This is a genomic window from Shewanella sp. KT0246, assembly GCF_019654955.1.
In the GTDB taxonomy this organism is placed as follows: Bacteria; Pseudomonadota; Gammaproteobacteria; order Enterobacterales; family Shewanellaceae; genus Shewanella; species Shewanella goraebulensis.
In genome coordinates this window covers 130380-147125 of the sequence record NZ_BPEV01000004.1, presented here as the reverse complement: position 1 = coordinate 147125, position 16746 = coordinate 130380, and the positions used below count along the sequence as shown (strand labels likewise).

Sequence of the window (16746 nt, the reverse complement as noted above, 5' to 3'; positions counted from 1 at the left end):
ATGAAATCTTCTGCCGCGATGCAAACATCGACAAAAAAAGTCTCACTATTTAAAACAATACTTGGTGTTGTTTTAATGGTGGGCGCACTACCAAGTGCAATCGCCGCCAATAAGTTAATGGATGTTAAATACCATTCTGTTGTCGATCACCAATTAGAATTAGAACTTGTTTTTGAATCTGACCTAATGACCCCTGAAGTTGATTTGTCAGGATCACCAGCTCAAATTATTTTAAGTTTTGAGGACAGTATTTCAAATCTAGAAAAAGACGATATAACTATTGATAGAGTGGGTGTTGAAGGACTTAAAACAACTCAAATTGATAGCTCATTAAATGTTGTCGTCGATTTAACTGAAGTCAAACCGTATCAAGGTAAAGTAGTTGGAAATACGTACCGTTTGACCGTGAATGATACTGTTTCTAGCCCCGACGATGCTGGTAACCCTTTTGTAAATGGCATCGAAACTATTGATTTTCGTCGTAATAAAACCGGTGGTGGAGATTTACTGGTTCATTTAAATAATCGCTCTGTAGCTGCAAATGTAGACCAAGTAGGGTCTAAACTTGAAGTGAAGTTCTATAACACTGATATAAAAAATGATCACTTGTATGTAATGGATGTACAAGACTTCAATACACCAGTGACTAGTTTCGAAACATTTAAAGACGATTTAACTTCTCGCATAATGGTTGATGTAGATGGCAACTATGATTACAACTACAAGCAAGAAGGTAACGTTTTTAAAGTTAGTATCAATAAAGTTGAACGAGCTGCGGTAACGAAAGAAGATAAGAAATACAATGGTCGTTCTTTATCACTAAACTTCCAAAATATTTCAGTGAGAACCGTTCTACAAATTATTGCTGATTATAATGATTTCAACTTGGTAACCAGTGATACAGTTGAAGGCAATATTACTCTTCGGTTAGACGACGTACCGTGGGATCAAGCGTTAGATTTGATTCTGCAAACAAAAGGATTAGATAAACGCATTGAAGGCAATATCTTGATGGTTGCGCCAAGCGAGGAACTTGCTACACGTGAAAGGCAAGATCTAGCTAACCAACAAGAAGTAAAAGAGTTAGCGCCACTTTATTCTGAATATATCCAAGTTAACTATGCTAAAGCAACAGATCTAGCTGAGTTAATGAAAAGTGAAGATTCAAGCCTTTTATCAAACCGTGGTAGCGTGGCAGTTGATGAACGTACCAATACACTTTTAGTTAAAGACACTGCAGAATCATTAGAGACTATACATCGCTTAGTTGAAGTACTTGATATTCCGATTAAGCAAGTATTGATTGAAGCACGTATGGTAACCGTGAAAGATAATGTATCTGAAGATCTTGGTATTCGTTGGGGGATTACAGACCAACAAGGTGATAAAGGTACTTCTGGTTCACTTGAAGGGGCCAATGATATTGTATCAGGAGTCGTGCCAGCACTAAGTGATCGTTTAAATGTTAATTTACCTTCGTCAGCAACTAATGCTGCAAGTATTGCATTTAGTGTTGCCAAAATGGCTGATGGAACGGTACTTGATTTAGAGTTAAGTGCACTTGAGCAAGAGAATAAAGGTGAGATTATTGCCAGTCCACGCATTACCACCTCTAACCAGAAATCAGCTTATATTGAACAAGGTGTTGAAATTCCTTATGTTGAATCTGCTTCTAGCGGTGCAACAACAGTAACGTTTAAAAAAGCAGTATTATCACTGAAAGTGACCCCACAAATTACACCAGATGATCGCGTGATTCTTGATTTAGAAATTACTCAAGATACTCGAGGTGAAACAGTTCAAACCGGTACAGGTGAAGCGGTATCAATTGATACACAACGTATTGGTACACAGGTGCTAGTTGATAACGGTGAAACGATTGTACTTGGTGGTATCTATCAACAAAGCTTAATTAGCCGTGTAAGTAAAGTTCCTGTTTTAGGTGACATTCCGTTAGTTGGTTTCTTATTCAGAAATACTTCTGATAGTAATGAGCGTCAAGAGTTACTCATTTTTGTAACCCCAAAAATTGTGACAGAACAGCTATAACTTTAATTGAGACTTATTAGCCATAAAATACCAGCAATTTGCTGGTATTTTTTTGGTTATCGTTTGGTAGCTGATTGATTCTATTAGTAACAAGTTAATCATTTTATTGAGTCGTTAATCAGGTTTTAATTATTCACTGAAATTTATTTTTAAGAATCTTAGGTTAATTCATCAACATGACTTGCAACAATAGCCATATAACTGAGATAATCCGTCGTCAAGTCTCATTAGAGCAAGGTTAAATTATAGGTCGGCTTGAGTTTAAGTCGATAAGGCATACATTTCATATAAGATTCAGACGTATATATAATGGCTGAAAAACGCAATATTTTTCTGGTAGGCCCTATGGGCGCAGGCAAAAGCACAATTGGTCGCCATTTGGCCCAACTGCTGCATTTAGATTTCCACGATTCAGATCACGAGATTGAGAAACGCACAGGTGCAGATATTGCCTGGGTGTTTGACGTTGAAGGCGAAGAAGGCTTTCGTGTACGTGAAGCTCAAGTCATCGCCGACCTGTCGGAAAAGCAGGGCATTGTCCTAGCTACTGGCGGCGGATCTGTACAAAGCAAAGACATTCGCAATCATTTGTCGGCTCGCGGTATCGTTGTATACCTAGAGACTACAATCGATAAGCAAGTTGCTCGTACTCAGCGCGATAAGCGTCGACCTCTTTTACAGGTTGATGATCCTCGTGAAGTGCTTGAGAATCTTGCTGATGTCCGTAATCCTTTATACGAAGAGATTGCTGATGTTATCGTTAAGACAGATGAGCAAAGCGCTAAAATAGTCGCAAATCAAATCATTGAGCAACTCGGTTTCTAGGTAGGTTTATGCAACAAGTTCAGGTTGAATTAGGTATAAGAAGTTATCCCATTTTTATTGGCCAGAATTTATTGCAGCAAAACGCTTACCTCTCCGATTACCTTTCTGGTAAAAAAGCACTCATAGTCACCAACGACACTATAGCTCCGTTGTACTTAGTACAAGTCCAACAAGCTATGGTCAGTTGTGCTGAAGTGAGTGCTGTTGTGCTGCCTGATGGTGAGAAATATAAAGATCTCACCCATTTGGATTTGATATTTTCTGCGCTATTAGAAAATAACTTTGCACGTGATTGTGTGATAGTTGCATTAGGTGGTGGTGTCGTTGGTGACATGGCCGGCTTTGCTGCATCTTGCTATCAGCGAGGTGTTGAGTTTATTCAAATTCCTACCACACTATTATCCCAAGTTGATTCTTCTGTCGGTGGTAAAACTGCAGTTAATCATCCATTGGGTAAAAATATGATCGGGGCATTTTATCAGCCTCAATCAGTACTTATTGACACTGATTGTTTGTCGACATTACCTGCTAATGAGTTTGCAGCGGGGATGGCGGAAGTGATTAAGTACGGTATTATTTGGGATGCTGAGTTCTTTGGCTGGTTGGAGCAAAATGTTGAGCAACTAAAGTCGCTTGATAACGATGCCCTTACTTATGCGATTACAAAATGTTGTCAAATTAAGGCTGATGTTGTTGCTGAAGATGAAACAGAGCGTGGTGTTAGGGCTCTATTGAATCTTGGTCATACTTTTGGTCACGCAATAGAAGCTGAGATGGGCTATGGGGTTTGGCTTCATGGTGAAGCGGTCGCAACAGGTACCATTATGGCGGCGCTAACATCATTAAAGCTCAATTTAATTCAACAGCAAGATTTCGATAGGATCACTCGCATAATGCAAGCGTTTGATTTACCTATTTCCTCTCCAGATACAATGACCTTTGATAGTTTTATCAAACATATGCAACGTGACAAAAAAGTGCTTGCTGGCCAAATTCGTTTGGTATTACCGACTTCTATAGGTACTGCTGATGTATTCTCTGATGTAAAAGAGTCGTTACTCGCAGAAGTCATTAGCCAAGTTTAAGCTAAAGTTTACGTCTAATGGTGGGCTTTTGGATATCCAACAAACGCTATTGTTACCTTCGCAAGAAGCTTTAGTTCAGCGACTAGAACATATCGCGAGTTACAGTGAGCAACTGGTGCTTGTTTCTGGCGCAAAAGGCTCAGGTAAAACGACATTAGTCACTGCGCTTGCGAGTGAGTTAGATAACTATAATTCAGCTTTAGTTATCTGTCCTATGCATGCTGAAAGTGCAGAAATTCGCCGTAAGATTCTCGTTCAATTAATCTCTTCCCCCATTTTCGATGATGCGTTACCTCTGGCTGATACTCTTCTAAGGATCCAGACAAGCTTAACTAAACCCTTGCATATCATTATCGACGACGCACAACATATGCCTCGAGAGTTATGGGCTGAATGTTTAGTATTGACCCAAATAAGATGTGCCGGAAAACCAATTTCAATCACATTCACGATAGAACCGGATTCTTTAGCAGAATTAAACCTCGAATTAACTGAAGCAATGCAAGCGTTACTACTTCATGTAGAAATCGAACCCTTATCATTGGCCGAGCGTGAAGGTTTGTATCGAACATTACTCATTAGAAGTAATAAAACCCCATTTATTCCTCGTGAAATAATTCAAGCGCAAATCGAAAAGCAATCAGGTACCCCAACTGAAGTTTTAGCCCTACTTAAAAAAGCATTAGAAGACAAGCCCGAAGAAATTAGAAAGTGGCCTAAGCATTTGCCTTGGTTAGCAGTACTTTCTGTATTTGTTCTGACAGCTGCTTTAGCTGCAGGAATGTATTTACTTCAAAGTGATCAGCAAATAGAAAATGAATCGGGTTTATTATTTACGGCTTATACAATGCCAGAATCAGACGCGCAGTGGTTTGTTTATCATTATGGGCGCTCAATGGTGACACTCGCTCCCAATCTGAATGTTACCGTGTCAGAGTCAAAACAAGACGTTAAGCTAGATAATCAAATTTTTGCAGATGAGGCGCTTGTTCACCAGAACAATATCGAATCAAGCTTTAGTGAGATGCCTGAATCAAATAATGTAAGAATTAAACCTAAAAAAGATGAAAATGACACTACTGATATCAATGATGTTAGCGAGAATCATCAAGCAGAATTTGAAATTATCGAAAATCCAGATGTGCAGATTACAGATGTTGTTGAAGGCGGTGCAATTGTAGAACGCGACAAACTTGAAGTCAGCACAATTAACGAGTCTGGCAGCCATATCGCGCAATTAACTGATCGAGTCGGGTACACACTGCAGATAGCCAGTGTGCGGGAACCAAAGTCACTTAAAAATATCCTGCTAAAACTTGAAAGCTTCCAGCAAAATGAATCTGAATTAGTACAAGCTAAATTCAAAAAACGCCATATCGTTTTGTTCGGTCAATTTGACAGTGCAATTGATGCTCAGCAGGCATCTGATTTACTCCAACAAGAGCTGGCTTTAACTGCCCCGTGGGTTAGGAAATGGAGCGATCTCAAGGGATATGAAATCAAATCGAATTAAACGCTTAAAAAGCCATTGGTTTAGATGATTCAAACAATGATTATTATTATTAAAAAGAGTACAATCATCAGCTTTAATTTTGCTAGTAACTGGTATTCATGACTAAAAAGCATAGAGCCTTTCTTAAGTGGGCGGGTGGAAAATTTAAACTCGTCGACGAGCTAGCAAAACACTTACCTCAAGGTAAAAGGTTAATAGAGCCCTTTGTGGGAGCTGGATCAGTCTTTTTAAATACTGACTATGAAGAGTACCTGCTATGCGATATTAATCATGATCTGATTAACCTCTACAATATTGTTAAAAATGAACCTGATGCGTATATTGCAGCAGCGAAAGCGATGTTTGTTCCAGAAATGAATGACAAGGAACAATATTACCGCATTCGCACCGAGTTCAATCAAACGAAAGATCCTTTCAAGCGCTCTGTATATTTTCTGTATATGAATCGTCACGGCTTTAATGGCTTATGTCGTTACAATCGAAAAGGTGGTTTTAATGTTCCTTTTGGTTCGTATAAAAAGCCTTACTTTCCTGAAGAAGAGCTTCGTTACTTTTCAGTAAAAGCCCAAAAAGCGACATTTAAATGCGTGAGCTATGAGCAAGCATTCGAAATGTCTGTATCTGGTGATGTGATTTATTGCGATCCGCCGTATGCCCCTTTATCAACAACAGCGAGCTTTACTACTTATGTTGGTCCAGGTTTTAGCTTAGATGACCAAGCCCTTTTGGCGAGGCAATCGCGCCATACTGCACTAGAACGGGATATTCCTGTATTGATCAGTAATCATGATATCCCACTGACTCGAGAACTATACCGAGGTGCAAAACTCGCCTCTATTGCTGTTCAGCGTAATATCAGTCAAAAAGGAAGTTCACGTAAAAAAGTGGATGAAATAATGGCTCTGTATGATCATCATTATCAAGAAGTGATTGATTAATAAGTTTGGTCTTGATTGTGCTTTGAGTGAGAAAAATCAGAAAGGTTTTTAGATTTATTTAGCTTAAGACTTGGTTCACGATAAAAATCAAAGAAAAAATCATTAGTACGGCTAAAGCTATTCCCATAAAAATGAAAGGCAATGGAGAATTGTTTTGGTTGAAATCTCGCTGGCGATTATCTTCAGTTTGCACCCCAAAAAATGCGGCTACAGTGCTGGTAAATACCCGCCAAATTGACATTAAATCGCGTTTGGATTATTTGTTGGCATGTCACTGATAGGTTTGCTTTTTTCGCTACCATGTAACAGCTCTAGTAAATCTAAGAAATGAAACTGACTTGAACGACTATTGCCTGTAACCCAGCTGCCCCAACTGACATCGTCAGATTGAGTTGCACAACGGTTATTAGGGTGGCTGCTTGGTAAGCTAGAATTGTAAGTGGCACTGTCAGAGCAAGCGCAATTTTCAGCGAATAACTGCTCACGATTATCAGATGCCGCAAAGTAAGCTACAAACATTAATGTACTGGCGGAAAAAATACTTAATATAGGCTTTAACGTCACCTTGCCTGTTTGGTAGGTGTTCATTTTTCGCTGATTGCACATCATAAGGGCTGTCCTTGTCTCATACTTTCAGGTTGAATAAATAAACGTGTCCTCAATAGCTGTTATACGATCCATGAAGATGTAAGGATCAAAACTATATATTGAAAAAAGACACAGTGACGTATGTCGCATTATAGCAAATTTGTCTAGTTAATGAACATCTATATACTGTGATCTAGATCAATTTAATACTTACAGGTTATTAAAATTTACATTTATTGACACTAACAAAGTTTTATTACTGTTTGTGACTAGAGCGTTTTCTCTGCAAAGGGTAAAATAAGGCCACTTTTAATAGCTTCGAGAAGACTATGCGTCCATTTCTGATTGCCCCATCTATTTTATCAGCCGATTTCGCCCGTTTAGGTGATGATGTTCAAGCCGTACTAGATGCTGGTGCTGACGTTGTTCACTTTGATGTTATGGATAATCACTACGTACCGAACCTGACAATAGGTCCTATGGTCTGTCAGGCTTTACGTGATTTTGGTATTACTGCGGATATCGATGTGCACTTAATGGTGAAACCTGTTGATCGTATTATTCCTGATTTTGCGAAAGCGGGGGCTTCAATTATTACTTTCCATCCTGAAGCATCAGAGCATTTAGATCGTAGCCTACAGTTGATTAAAGAGTCAGGTTGTAAAGCTGGTTTAGTATTTAATCCTGGTACACCACTGCATTATCTTGATCATGTGATGGATAAATTAGATGTGATTCTACTGATGTCAGTTAACCCAGGCTTTGGCGGGCAATCATTCATTCCATCTACATTGGATAAGCTTAAGCAAGTTCGCGCTAAAATTGATGCAAGTGGTTTTGATATCCGCCTTGAAGTTGATGGCGGTGTTAAAGTAGATAACATTGCTGAAATAGCCGCTGCAGGTGCTGATATGTTTGTTGCTGGCTCAGCAATTTTTAATCAGCCAAATTATAAAACAGTGGTTGATGAAATGCGTGCTGAACTTGCAAAGGTTGATGCTTAATCATGGCTGACCTTACTAAGGTTAAAGCAATTGCTTTTGATTTAGATGGTACGCTTATCGATAGTGTGCCGGACTTAGCTGCTGCAACTCAAGCAACATTAGCTGAGCTTGGACTGGCCAGGTGTTCTGAAGCACAGGTTAGGAACTGGGTTGGTAATGGCGCAAGAATGCTGATGAAGCGCGCTCTGCAGAATGCAAACAGCTTAGCGAATGCTTCAACTGAAAGTACATTAACTGAAAGTGTATCAGCTAATGAAGTTACTGAAGCCGAACTTGATGAAGCAATGCCTGTCTTTATGGTGCATTATCAGCAGCATCTTCAAAAACATAGTCTGCTTTATGATGGGGTAGTTGAAACGTTAACTGCGCTTAAAGCATCAGGTTATCCTTTAGCGATAGTCACTAACAAACCGTATCATTTTACATTGCCACTATTAAAGGCATTCGAAATTGAAACCTTATTTGGTTTGGTACTAGGTGGCGACTCGTTAGCTAAAATGAAACCTGATCCTATGCCGCTCAATCATATTTTGAATGAATGGCAACTTGAACCCGAACAGCTATTAATGGTTGGGGATTCAAAAAATGACATATTTGCGGCAAAAGCCGCTGGAGTAAGCTCAATAGGCTTGACCTATGGGTACAACTACGGTGAAGATATTGGGCTGAGCGGCCCAACTGCGGTATGCGAACAATTTAATCAGATTTTAGCCTTATTACCATCAGTTAAAACTAACGGCTAAAACTAACTGCTAAATCAATGGAGCAATAAAACAAATGACTGCAAAACCTATCGTGTTTAGTGGTGCTCAACCATCAGGTGAGCTAAGTATCGGAAACTACATGGGCGCGCTTCGTCAGTGGGTTGGTATGCAAGACAGTCACGATTGTATTTATTGTGTTGTTGATTTACATGCGATTACTGTCCGCCAAGATCCCGAAAAGTTACGTGCGGCGTGTTTAGACACTTTAGCCATTTATCTGGCTTGTGGTATTGATCCTGACAAAAGTACTGTGTTTTTACAGTCGCAAGTTCCACAGCATACTCAATTAAGCTGGGCACTGAACTGTTACACCCAAATGGGTGAGCTTAACCGAATGACACAGTTTAAAGATAAGTCTCAAAAACATGCTAACAATATCAACGTTGGTTTGTTCGATTATCCAGTATTGATGGCAGCTGATATTTTATTGTATCAAGCGAATGAAGTCCCTGTAGGTCAGGACCAGAAGCAACATTTAGAACTAACCCGCGATATTGCTACGCGTTTTAATAATGCATATGGCGATACGTTTGTTGTGCCTGAGCCATTTATTCCTGAAACTGGCGCACGCGTGATGTCATTGCAAGAACCGACGAAGAAGATGTCTAAGTCGGATGAAAATCGTAATAACGTTATCGGTCTACTTGATGATCCTAAAGCGATTATGAAGAAGGTTAAAAAGGCGATGACAGACAGTGAAGAGCCACCGGTTGTGCGTTTCGATGTTGAAGAAAAGCCAGGTGTGTCTAACTTATTAAGCCTTATGTCAGGTTGTAATGGTCAGTCAATCGAGTCGATTGAAAAAGACTTTGAAGACAAAATGTATGGCCACTTAAAAGTGGCTACAGGTGAAGCTGTTGTTGCTATGCTTGAGCCAATTCAAGAGCGCTTCCATAAGATTAGAGCTGACGAAGAGTATCTAAATTCAGTATTTAAAGCTGGCGCAGAAAAAGCGCAAGCTCGTGCTGAAGAAACGATTAAAAAAGTGTACGAAAAAATCGGCATGATTGTTTAGTTAATCGCTAAAATTGAGTCGCGAAATAGCGACTGACTAAATCGATATTGATGAATAAAAGCCAGCATGAATGCTGGCTTTTTTGTTGATGATGTTTAGCAATTTCATGTTAATTGAGATTGCTGTTTCAACCATTCAATAAAGCTGGCTATTGCAGGCTCTCGTTGTCTGCGTTGCTTACAGCTAAAGTTAAAATTGAAGCCTGTTAATAAATCGGGTAAATCGAGAGCAATTAATCGTCCTGAGTGTATGTCATCTTTCACCATAAAGTCAGATGCGAGTGCAATACCTTGGTGAACAATTGCAGCCTCTATGGCAAATAAGACATGGCTGAATATGTGCTGTTGCTGCTCTTCAGATGGAGTTAAGTGGTTGACCTCGAACCAACGCTGCCAATCAATGCCTAATGCTCCTTCATCAACCGTAAGCAGTACTGCACTAGCTAAGCAACTTTTTAACTCTTGGGTGGAGTGAGCAGGCTTAATTAACCATTTAGCGATGTACTCAGGACTTGCAACTGGAATTAAGCGCTCTTTATGCAAAGTTAAGTGACGGTAACCTTTATGGTTTGATTGGCCTGTAATAAACATGTCAGCGACGCTATCACTTAATTGTGGATCATCGGCAATCATATCCAAACGTAGGTCGATTTGTGGTTGAAGTTGGCGGAACTCACTTAATCTAGGTATGAGCCATTTAACCGCAAATGAGCTGTAGACGGCTAAACGTAACTGTTGATTTTCATCGCCAACTATTTGCCGGCTGATGTCATCAAGTTGATTGAATGAAATCTCTGCTTGGTCAAATAGTAGCGCGCCTTTATCAGTTAATTCTAACCGTCTAGTATTACGAATAAACAGCACTTCCCCATAGTACTCTTCAAGCTGCTTAATTTGATGTGACACAGCACTTTGGGTTATGCAAAGCTCATCAGCAGCTTTCGAAAAGTGCTGCAAGCGAGCTGCTGACTCAAAAACTTGTAAAGACCGCAATGGAGGAAGCTTTCTCATTGTCGTACCACTCAGAAATTATAGATATGAATAAATTATAGATAATAACCATATTGATGAATTTAACTCATGAATGGGTAAGAAACATCATTTCAGTTACAGAAATTTGCTAGATATCATGTTTTCCTTATTGAGGTAGCCTGTTAATTGAGTTTAGAAAGCCATGAAGCCACATGTCGTCATAGCATTATTGATATTAGTACTGGGAAATATTTTCAGCGCCTTATACGATGTATCCATTAAGTGGCTGCCACAAGATGCTGATGTGGTGACATTTTTACTTATACGTCAGTTAGGTTGCGTGTTAATGCTGTTGCCTTTATGGTTTATTGCTCGCAGACCAAACACCGCAGATTTTAAATTACAATTACTACGCTCAAACATAGGTGTTGTGACTTCGATTGCTCTAGTGGTCGGATTATTGTCATTACCTTTAGCAACAGTGAGTTCCTTATTTTTCTCCGCGCCTATTATCATCATAGTATTAGGCCATTTTTGGCTTAAAGAACAAGTGAGAATAAGCCAGTGGCTGATCACTTTACTGGGATTTGTGGGGATTATTATCTTACTTAGGCCTTCAGAAATGAGTTGGGCTGGGCTGGTGGTATTAATTGCCGCAGTGACATTTTCAGTTAATCAAATTACGTTACGAAAATTACCCCAAACTGACTCACCTATTGTGACTTTGATGCTCTATAACCTGTTGAGTATTCCTGTGTTAGTTATCATTGGTGGGAGTATAGGTTTCGGTCACATATCTTGGTCACTGATCGGTTTATCTATTGTCAGCAACATCTTTATTTTGGCTTATCATCTGTGCTGTATTTTTGCATACCGAAATGCGAAAGCCAGTGATATTGCGGTAGCTGAATACACTGGCCTGCTGTTCTGTATCTTCTTCGGTTGGTTGTGGTTCGATGAGTGGTTAGATGCGTTAAGTTGGATTGGTGCTAGCTTAATTGTGCTACCCACCTTAGTTATACCATTTGCTGTGAGATACTTTGCGGCTCGTTCAACTAAAGCTTTAGTAAGCTAACGTTTCGTTAAGTTAACAACAGCTAAAACAAAAAATTCATCGAACCAAGAGTACGATGAATTTAGGGATTAATTTGGGCGGGTAATTAAAGTTTAGTGGTTAGAAGTGTTTAAATATACGCTTAATCAGAGTCTAAATATTCAAATACTTTAATCACTTTTCTCACCCCTGAAGTATTTCGAGTCACTTCGACAGCGAGATCAGCTTGGTCGCGAGCGATTAACCCAAGCAGAAAGACTTCACCATTTTCAGTCACCACTTTTACCCGAGTGACGTCTAAATCAGAATGGTTCAACATACGTGTTTTCACTTTAGTGGTGATCCACGTATCGTTGCTTCGGGTGGTAAAAGAGGTCGGGTTACCGATACGAATTTGATTATGAAGCTTACCGCCAATCTCTAACTCTTGAACCACTTTGATGGCTTTGTCGCGCAACATAGAGTTTGGAGATTGACCAATCATCAACACATTACTGTTCAGCACCACACCGGTAATATTGGTTTGGCTATGAATGTCTTTATGTTTTGATAATGCACTGGTGATTTCAAAATCGGCATTGGTATCACTGATTTGCGTAGACATACTACGCTCATCATTGGCCATTTTTGCACCGCCAACAGCACCAACCATAACAACACCTGCACAACCTTGAAGTAGAAACAGTATTGCTATGGCAAGAACTGCTTTTATCATGCTTGCTCGTCCTGAGGGAACAGAGTACGGTCGATGTTGTCACATAGACAGTGAATCACTAATAAGTGAACTTCTTGAATACGTGCAGTCACATTTGAAGGTACGCGAACTTCAACATCTCCTTCGCTCATAAAGCCAGCCATCGCGCCGCCGTCTTTACCGGTTAACGCAACGATAGTCATGTCGCGACCTAGTGCCGCTTCCATTGCTTTAATCACGTTACCAGAGTTACCACTGGTTGAAATAGCTAACAAAATATCGCCTGGTTGACCCAATGCCATTATTTGCTTTGAGTAAATTTCATCATAGCTGTAATCATTTGCAATAGCAGTAATCGTTGAAGTATCACAGCTTAATGCGATTGCTGGGAGTGGTGGACGTTCAATTTCGTAACGATTAAGTAATTCTGCAGAGAAATGTTGTGCATCACCGGCACTACCGCCATTACCACATGCAAGAATTTTATTACCACTTAGCAGGCATTGAACCATCATTTCAGCCGCTTTCTCAATCGACTCTGGTAATGCTTCTGCTGCATCAATTTTAGTTTGAATTGATTCAGTGAAGCTGTCTTTAATACGTTCTAACATGGTTAAATCCTTACTCGGTAAAGTGTTGCTATCATGCTTAAATCACTATCTTGGCAGCATTATAGCTAAAATTGTCTATTTAAAAACACCCTTGCAGCCATTGTATGTCTTGGCCATTGAAGGCAATCACATCAAAGCGGCATGGGGCATTGATTTTGTTTGTTTGTAAATATTGCTCTGCTGCTTTTCTGATACGCGATATTTGTGCAGCAGATAACGCATTTAATGCGCCACCAAATTGGGTTGATGAACGAAATTTCACCTCAACAAAGACCCAATATTGTTTATCCCGCATGATTAAATCTATTTCACCAAAACGATAACGCTGATTTTGAGTCACAAACTGTAGACCTTGTTGTTCAAGGTAAGTTCGTGCTAATGACTCAGCGTGTTGTCCTTGGCTAGATCCGTTCATAAAAGATGACTCATAAAGGACGAAGTTGTCCTCGCTGGTATTTGCCCCAGCTCAATGTGCGCTCAATAACACCGTCATTATCTACAGATAGTGCGCCACTGCGGCCGTTAAATTGATAACCAGGGAATGCACGCATCTGTGCTAAACGGCTCACAAGTTCTAGTGAATCATAACCCATGATATATAAGCGCTTTTGGCCATTATTCCAGTTACTCCATAGTTGACTCACCATGGTGGTTTCAGGATTAGTACCCATTAACCAAGGGATATCGCTGATCATCAAATTATTAAGCTCTTGTGCTGACTGAGTCGAGTTACCACTTAATCGACTGCGGCTGGTGGTATAAAGCGCTACAGGGTCGGCAAACACACTGAAGTTAACATCTAAAAAAGGCTTCAGCAGTACTAAATCTTTAGAAGCTGAAATCATGTAAATAGCGTCGATATCACGACGTGAACGAAAATCCGCTTCAATATTATTGCCAATCAGTTGTTTCATACGGGCAATACGAGCCTGACTATCTTTAACGCCAAGAGCTTCTTGTACGGTGAGCTTCATTTGATCGCCACCATCGTAATAATGAATCTCGGCGTTTTCTTCAGTCAGCTCAAGCCATTTCTTATTAAAGCTTTCCGCCATGCGCTTACCTGTAGAGTCATTACTGACTAATAACAGTGGCAAACTAATGCCATCATTAAATAAACGCTGGGCAGCATCACTGGCTTCTTGTGCTGGAGACAGCGCAAAATAAAATTGGTCGTTATTGGCGGTAAAGGTTTCAGTTTGATTTAAATAAAGCTGTGGAATGGTCATTAAGCCTTGATCATTCAAGTTTTGCATTTCTTCTACAGCATTTGGTAGTAATGGGCCAATAACAAACTCGGCGCCCGCTTTAATCGCATCTTGATAAGCCTGCTCAACACCTAAATTAGTATCAAAAAAGTTAAGTTCGATTTGATCATCATATGCAGCCATGTAACTGGCTAAAATGCCTTGTCGAATCGGCTCGGCAACTGCAGCTCGTCGCCCTGTAAGCGGCAGCATTACCGCAATATTTTGAGGCTTATAAGGTTTAGCATTAAGGGCTTTTTCTAAATCAGAAGGAAGTTTAACTGCCCCAGGGTGATTTGGGTTAGCCTGTTGCCACTCGCCTAGATAACGAACGAGCTGTGATGGATCAACGGCATAATGCTTAGCAATGTAGGCTAACTGTAACCAACCTGAGAAGGTTGGGTTAGTGGTATCATTCATAAAGCTTTTGATGGTTTCTTCATGAAGTGGATGCAATGTTCTCCAAATCGTGTCATTAACCTCAAAGGCTTGTTCTTTCGGTAAATACAAACTCAGCGAGCTTAGCTGGCGTAATTCATCAATCGGTTGTTTGGTTTGATTAAATAGCCGCGCTTTATATTGATGATAAGTCACACGTTGCCAGTTAGGTAAATTCCATTGGCTCGGATAGTTTAATATAGCTAGTGCATCAGCATCTGAACGCGTTTGCTCAGCGACTCTTGCAGAAAGATACAACCACTCGGCTTGTAGACTCGGTTCAGGCTGTAAATTCGGCTTCATTGAGCTCAATAATTTATCAGCGGCAGAGACGTTGCCTTCATTCACATAGGCATGAGCGGCTAATAGTAAATATCTATCGCGGTCTTGTGGCTGCTCACTGTTACTCGCTGCAGATAAATAAATATTTGCAGTTTGAGTGACAGTCGCTAACGAATTATCAATAGCTTGTTTGTTATCAGTCGTTTGGGTTGCACAACCAAATAATACAGTAGACAAAATGGCTGCGAAAACGAATTTTGTTGTAATCAGTCTTTTTAACACAGGGCTTCACTCTGGTAAGATGCTGTCTCTAGTTTAACCTGCTCTTTCACTTGGCGAAAGTCTTGATGATATTCAATACAGAGGTAGTTATGGACCTATCGGTCGCACTTTATATCGTTCCCACTCCCATTGGCAATTTAGGGGATATCAGCAACCGCGCGATCGAGGTATTAAACAATGTCTCATTGATTGCTTGCGAGGACACGCGCCATAGTGGAAAACTGCTTAGTCATTTCGGAATCGAAACCCGTAAAACTGCACTGCATGATCACAATGAGCGTGACAGAGCGCAGTGGATTATTCAGAAGTTAGGCTTCGGTGAGGCAGTCGCGTTAATCTCCGATGCCGGTACGCCATTGATTTCAGATCCTGGCTATCACCTAGTCAAACAAGTGCGTGAAGCAGGATTTGATGTTATTCCTTTACCTGGCCCATGTGCTGCTATTACCGCGTTAAGCGCATCGGGACTGCCGTCTGACCGATTCTCTTTTGAAGGTTTTTTACCGTCAAAAGAGAAAGGTCGTTTAGATAAATTAGCGGCTGTAAAAGAAGACCCGCGTACACTGATTTTTTACGAATCACCGCATCGTATTGTGCACAGTCTTGAATCTATCGTTGTCGCATTAGGTGAAGAGCGCGAAATTGTCATGGCGCGTGAAGTGACTAAAACCTTTGAAACATTTTTATCAGGTTCAGCAGGTGAAGTGCTGCAGAAAGTGAAAGATGACCCCAATCAGCAGCGCGGCGAAATTGTTTTAATGTGTCATGGGCATCGCACTGAAACGGAGTCAGAATTTTCAACAACTGTGATTAATACTTTAAAAATCCTATGTGAAGAATTGCCATTAAAAAAAGCGGCCGCTGTAGCGGGCCAAATTTATGGTTTGAAAAAGAATGCCTTATATAAGCATGGATTAGAGATCGGACTTTAATTCAGGTTTTAGCCAGCATTTACGCTCATTTAACTATCTTTATGTTGGTTTGTTGCTGGTGGTTAGGCTATAATCCGCGCCGAGTTGGCCAGACAGTTGCTGCGTTCGTAAGAACGGGGAGGAAAGTCCGGGCTTCAAAGAGCAGGATACCAGGTAACGCCTGGGCGGTGTAAACCGACGACAAGTGCAGCAGAGAGAAGACCGCCAACTTCGGTTGGTAAGGGTGAAAGGGTGCGGTAAGAGCGCACCGGACCACTGGTAACAGTTGGTTGCAAGGTAAACTCTATCCGAAGCAAGACCAAATAGGGTCCCACTGCTTACTTAGGTAAGTTAATGCGCTGCTCGCGTTGGGACCGGGTAGGTCGCTTGAGCCTGTGAGCGATTGCAGGCCTAGATGAATAACTGTCCAAGACAGGACCCGGCTTATCGGCCAACTCACCTAATAAAACAAAAA

Annotated in this window: 17 protein-coding genes and 1 other RNA gene; 11 read left to right on the top strand and 7 right to left on the bottom strand. The window is 40.5% G+C overall.

All coding sequences use genetic code 11. The features are described 5' to 3' along the window. The 5 genes from K5Q58_RS03410 to K5Q58_RS03390 all read left to right on the top strand — a co-directional run bounded on the left by K5Q58_RS03410 (position 1) and on the right by K5Q58_RS03390 (position 6410). The gene (locus K5Q58_RS03410) at positions 1–2049 is read left to right on the top strand and encodes a type IV pilus secretin PilQ (RefSeq protein ID WP_220752466.1); all 2049 of its coding nucleotides are present in this window, start codon (positions 1–3) and stop codon (positions 2047–2049) included. A 309-nt stretch (positions 2050–2358) separates the two neighbouring features. Continuing rightward, the gene (aroK, locus tag K5Q58_RS03405; protein WP_220752465.1) at positions 2359–2874 is read left to right on the top strand and encodes a shikimate kinase AroK; all 516 of its coding nucleotides are present in this window, start codon (positions 2359–2361) and stop codon (positions 2872–2874) included. Positions 2875–2882: 8 nt separating this feature from the next. Further along, positions 2883–3959, top strand: coding sequence for a 3-dehydroquinate synthase (gene aroB / locus K5Q58_RS03400; protein ID WP_220752464.1), 1077 nt, complete (start codon positions 2883–2885; stop codon positions 3957–3959). A 28-nt stretch (positions 3960–3987) separates the two neighbouring features. After that, positions 3988–5472, top strand: a complete 1485-nt coding sequence (locus K5Q58_RS03395; protein WP_220752463.1) for an ATP-binding protein — start codon at positions 3988–3990, stop codon at positions 5470–5472. A gap of 98 nt (positions 5473–5570) precedes the next feature. Next, positions 5571–6410, top strand: coding sequence for a Dam family site-specific DNA-(adenine-N6)-methyltransferase (locus K5Q58_RS03390; RefSeq protein ID WP_220752462.1), 840 nt, complete (start codon positions 5571–5573; stop codon positions 6408–6410). A 58-nt stretch (positions 6411–6468) separates the two neighbouring features. On the opposite strand, the gene K5Q58_RS03385 is transcribed toward K5Q58_RS03390, so the two are convergent. Both K5Q58_RS03385 and K5Q58_RS03380 read right to left on the bottom strand, forming a co-directional pair. Further along, positions 6469–6651: a DUF2970 domain-containing protein gene (locus tag K5Q58_RS03385; RefSeq protein ID WP_220752461.1), complete on the bottom strand. Its 183-nt coding sequence runs from the start codon at positions 6649–6651 to the stop codon at positions 6469–6471. Continuing rightward, positions 6651–7019 (bottom strand): hypothetical protein, encoded by a 369-nt coding sequence (locus K5Q58_RS03380; protein WP_374758472.1) that lies wholly within the window; start codon positions 7017–7019, stop codon positions 6651–6653. The genes K5Q58_RS03385 and K5Q58_RS03380 overlap by 1 nt, the downstream gene beginning before the upstream one ends. 308 nt (positions 7020–7327) lie before the next feature. Between K5Q58_RS03380 and rpe the strand changes: the two genes are divergently transcribed. The 3 genes from rpe to trpS are packed head-to-tail and all read left to right on the top strand — an operon-like array spanning position 7328 to position 9781. Beyond that, positions 7328–8002 (top strand): ribulose-phosphate 3-epimerase, encoded by a 675-nt coding sequence (rpe, locus tag K5Q58_RS03375; protein ID WP_220752460.1) that lies wholly within the window; start codon positions 7328–7330, stop codon positions 8000–8002. A gap of 2 nt (positions 8003–8004) precedes the next feature. Beyond that, complete coding sequence (locus K5Q58_RS03370; protein ID WP_220752459.1) at positions 8005–8745, top strand: phosphoglycolate phosphatase; 741 nt, start codon at positions 8005–8007, stop codon at positions 8743–8745. A 34-nt stretch (positions 8746–8779) separates the two neighbouring features. Then, positions 8780–9781, top strand: coding sequence for a tryptophan--tRNA ligase (trpS, locus tag K5Q58_RS03365; protein WP_220752458.1), 1002 nt, complete (start codon positions 8780–8782; stop codon positions 9779–9781). A gap of 104 nt (positions 9782–9885) precedes the next feature. On the opposite strand, the gene K5Q58_RS03360 is transcribed toward trpS, so the two are convergent. Beyond that, the gene (locus tag K5Q58_RS03360) at positions 9886–10791 is read right to left on the bottom strand and encodes a LysR substrate-binding domain-containing protein (protein WP_220752457.1); all 906 of its coding nucleotides are present in this window, start codon (positions 10789–10791) and stop codon (positions 9886–9888) included. Between the two features lie 163 nt (positions 10792–10954). Between K5Q58_RS03360 and K5Q58_RS03355 the strand changes: the two genes are divergently transcribed. After that, positions 10955–11827 carry a DMT family transporter gene (locus tag K5Q58_RS03355; protein WP_220752456.1) on the top strand — a complete coding sequence of 291 codons (873 nt, stop codon included), beginning with the start codon at positions 10955–10957 and terminating at the stop codon, positions 11825–11827. Positions 11828–11948: 121 nt separating this feature from the next. Here the strand turns inward: K5Q58_RS03355 and K5Q58_RS03350 are convergent, their stop codons facing one another. From K5Q58_RS03350 to K5Q58_RS03335, 4 genes are all read right to left on the bottom strand, one after another. Then, positions 11949–12521: a BON domain-containing protein gene (locus K5Q58_RS03350; protein WP_220752455.1), complete on the bottom strand. Its 573-nt coding sequence runs from the start codon at positions 12519–12521 to the stop codon at positions 11949–11951. Next, a complete protein-coding gene (locus tag K5Q58_RS03345) occupies positions 12518–13111 on the bottom strand; it encodes a phosphoheptose isomerase (protein ID WP_102527688.1) in 594 nt (197 codons plus the stop codon). The genes K5Q58_RS03350 and K5Q58_RS03345 overlap by 4 nt, the downstream gene beginning before the upstream one ends. A 79-nt stretch (positions 13112–13190) precedes the next feature. Further along, positions 13191–13526: a YraN family protein gene (locus tag K5Q58_RS03340; RefSeq protein ID WP_220752454.1), complete on the bottom strand. Its 336-nt coding sequence runs from the start codon at positions 13524–13526 to the stop codon at positions 13191–13193. A 10-nt stretch (positions 13527–13536) separates the two neighbouring features. Next, positions 13537–15360 carry a penicillin-binding protein activator gene (locus K5Q58_RS03335; RefSeq protein ID WP_220752453.1) on the bottom strand — a complete coding sequence of 608 codons (1824 nt, stop codon included), beginning with the start codon at positions 15358–15360 and terminating at the stop codon, positions 13537–13539. 89 nt (positions 15361–15449) lie between these two features. On the opposite strand from K5Q58_RS03335, the gene rsmI reads away from it, so the two are divergent. Next, the gene (gene rsmI / locus K5Q58_RS03330) at positions 15450–16292 is read left to right on the top strand and encodes a 16S rRNA (cytidine(1402)-2'-O)-methyltransferase (protein ID WP_220752452.1); all 843 of its coding nucleotides are present in this window, start codon (positions 15450–15452) and stop codon (positions 16290–16292) included. A gap of 80 nt (positions 16293–16372) precedes the next feature. Continuing rightward, an RNA gene (gene rnpB, locus K5Q58_RS03325) (RNase P RNA component class A) lies at positions 16373–16734 on the top strand. The last annotated feature ends 12 nt before the right edge of the window (positions 16735–16746 follow it).

Coding starts and splice junctions, on each gene's coding strand:
- K5Q58_RS03410 (WP_220752466.1), top strand. CDS start 1: ATGAAATCTTCTGCCGCGATGCAAACATCGACAAAAAAAGTCTCACTA.
- aroK (WP_220752465.1), top strand. CDS start 2,359: ATGGCTGAAAAACGCAATATTTTTCTGGTAGGCCCTATGGGCGCAGGC.
- aroB (WP_220752464.1), top strand. CDS start 2,883: ATGCAACAAGTTCAGGTTGAATTAGGTATAAGAAGTTATCCCATTTTT.
- K5Q58_RS03390 (WP_220752462.1), top strand. CDS start 5,571: ATGACTAAAAAGCATAGAGCCTTTCTTAAGTGGGCGGGTGGAAAATTT.
- K5Q58_RS03385 (WP_220752461.1), bottom strand. CDS start 6,651: ATGTCAATTTGGCGGGTATTTACCAGCACTGTAGCCGCATTTTTTGGG.
- K5Q58_RS03380 (WP_374758472.1), bottom strand. CDS start 7,019: ATGATGTGCAATCAGCGAAAAATGAACACCTACCAAACAGGCAAGGTG.
- rpe (WP_220752460.1), top strand. CDS start 7,328: ATGCGTCCATTTCTGATTGCCCCATCTATTTTATCAGCCGATTTCGCC.
- K5Q58_RS03370 (WP_220752459.1), top strand. CDS start 8,005: ATGGCTGACCTTACTAAGGTTAAAGCAATTGCTTTTGATTTAGATGGT.
- trpS (WP_220752458.1), top strand. CDS start 8,780: ATGACTGCAAAACCTATCGTGTTTAGTGGTGCTCAACCATCAGGTGAG.
- K5Q58_RS03360 (WP_220752457.1), bottom strand. CDS start 10,791: ATGAGAAAGCTTCCTCCATTGCGGTCTTTACAAGTTTTTGAGTCAGCA.
- K5Q58_RS03355 (WP_220752456.1), top strand. CDS start 10,955: ATGAAGCCACATGTCGTCATAGCATTATTGATATTAGTACTGGGAAAT.
- K5Q58_RS03350 (WP_220752455.1), bottom strand. CDS start 12,521: ATGATAAAAGCAGTTCTTGCCATAGCAATACTGTTTCTACTTCAAGGT.
- K5Q58_RS03345 (WP_102527688.1), bottom strand. CDS start 13,111: ATGTTAGAACGTATTAAAGACAGCTTCACTGAATCAATTCAAACTAAA.
- K5Q58_RS03340 (WP_220752454.1), bottom strand. CDS start 13,526: ATGAACGGATCTAGCCAAGGACAACACGCTGAGTCATTAGCACGAACT.
- rsmI (WP_220752452.1), top strand. CDS start 15,450: ATGGACCTATCGGTCGCACTTTATATCGTTCCCACTCCCATTGGCAAT.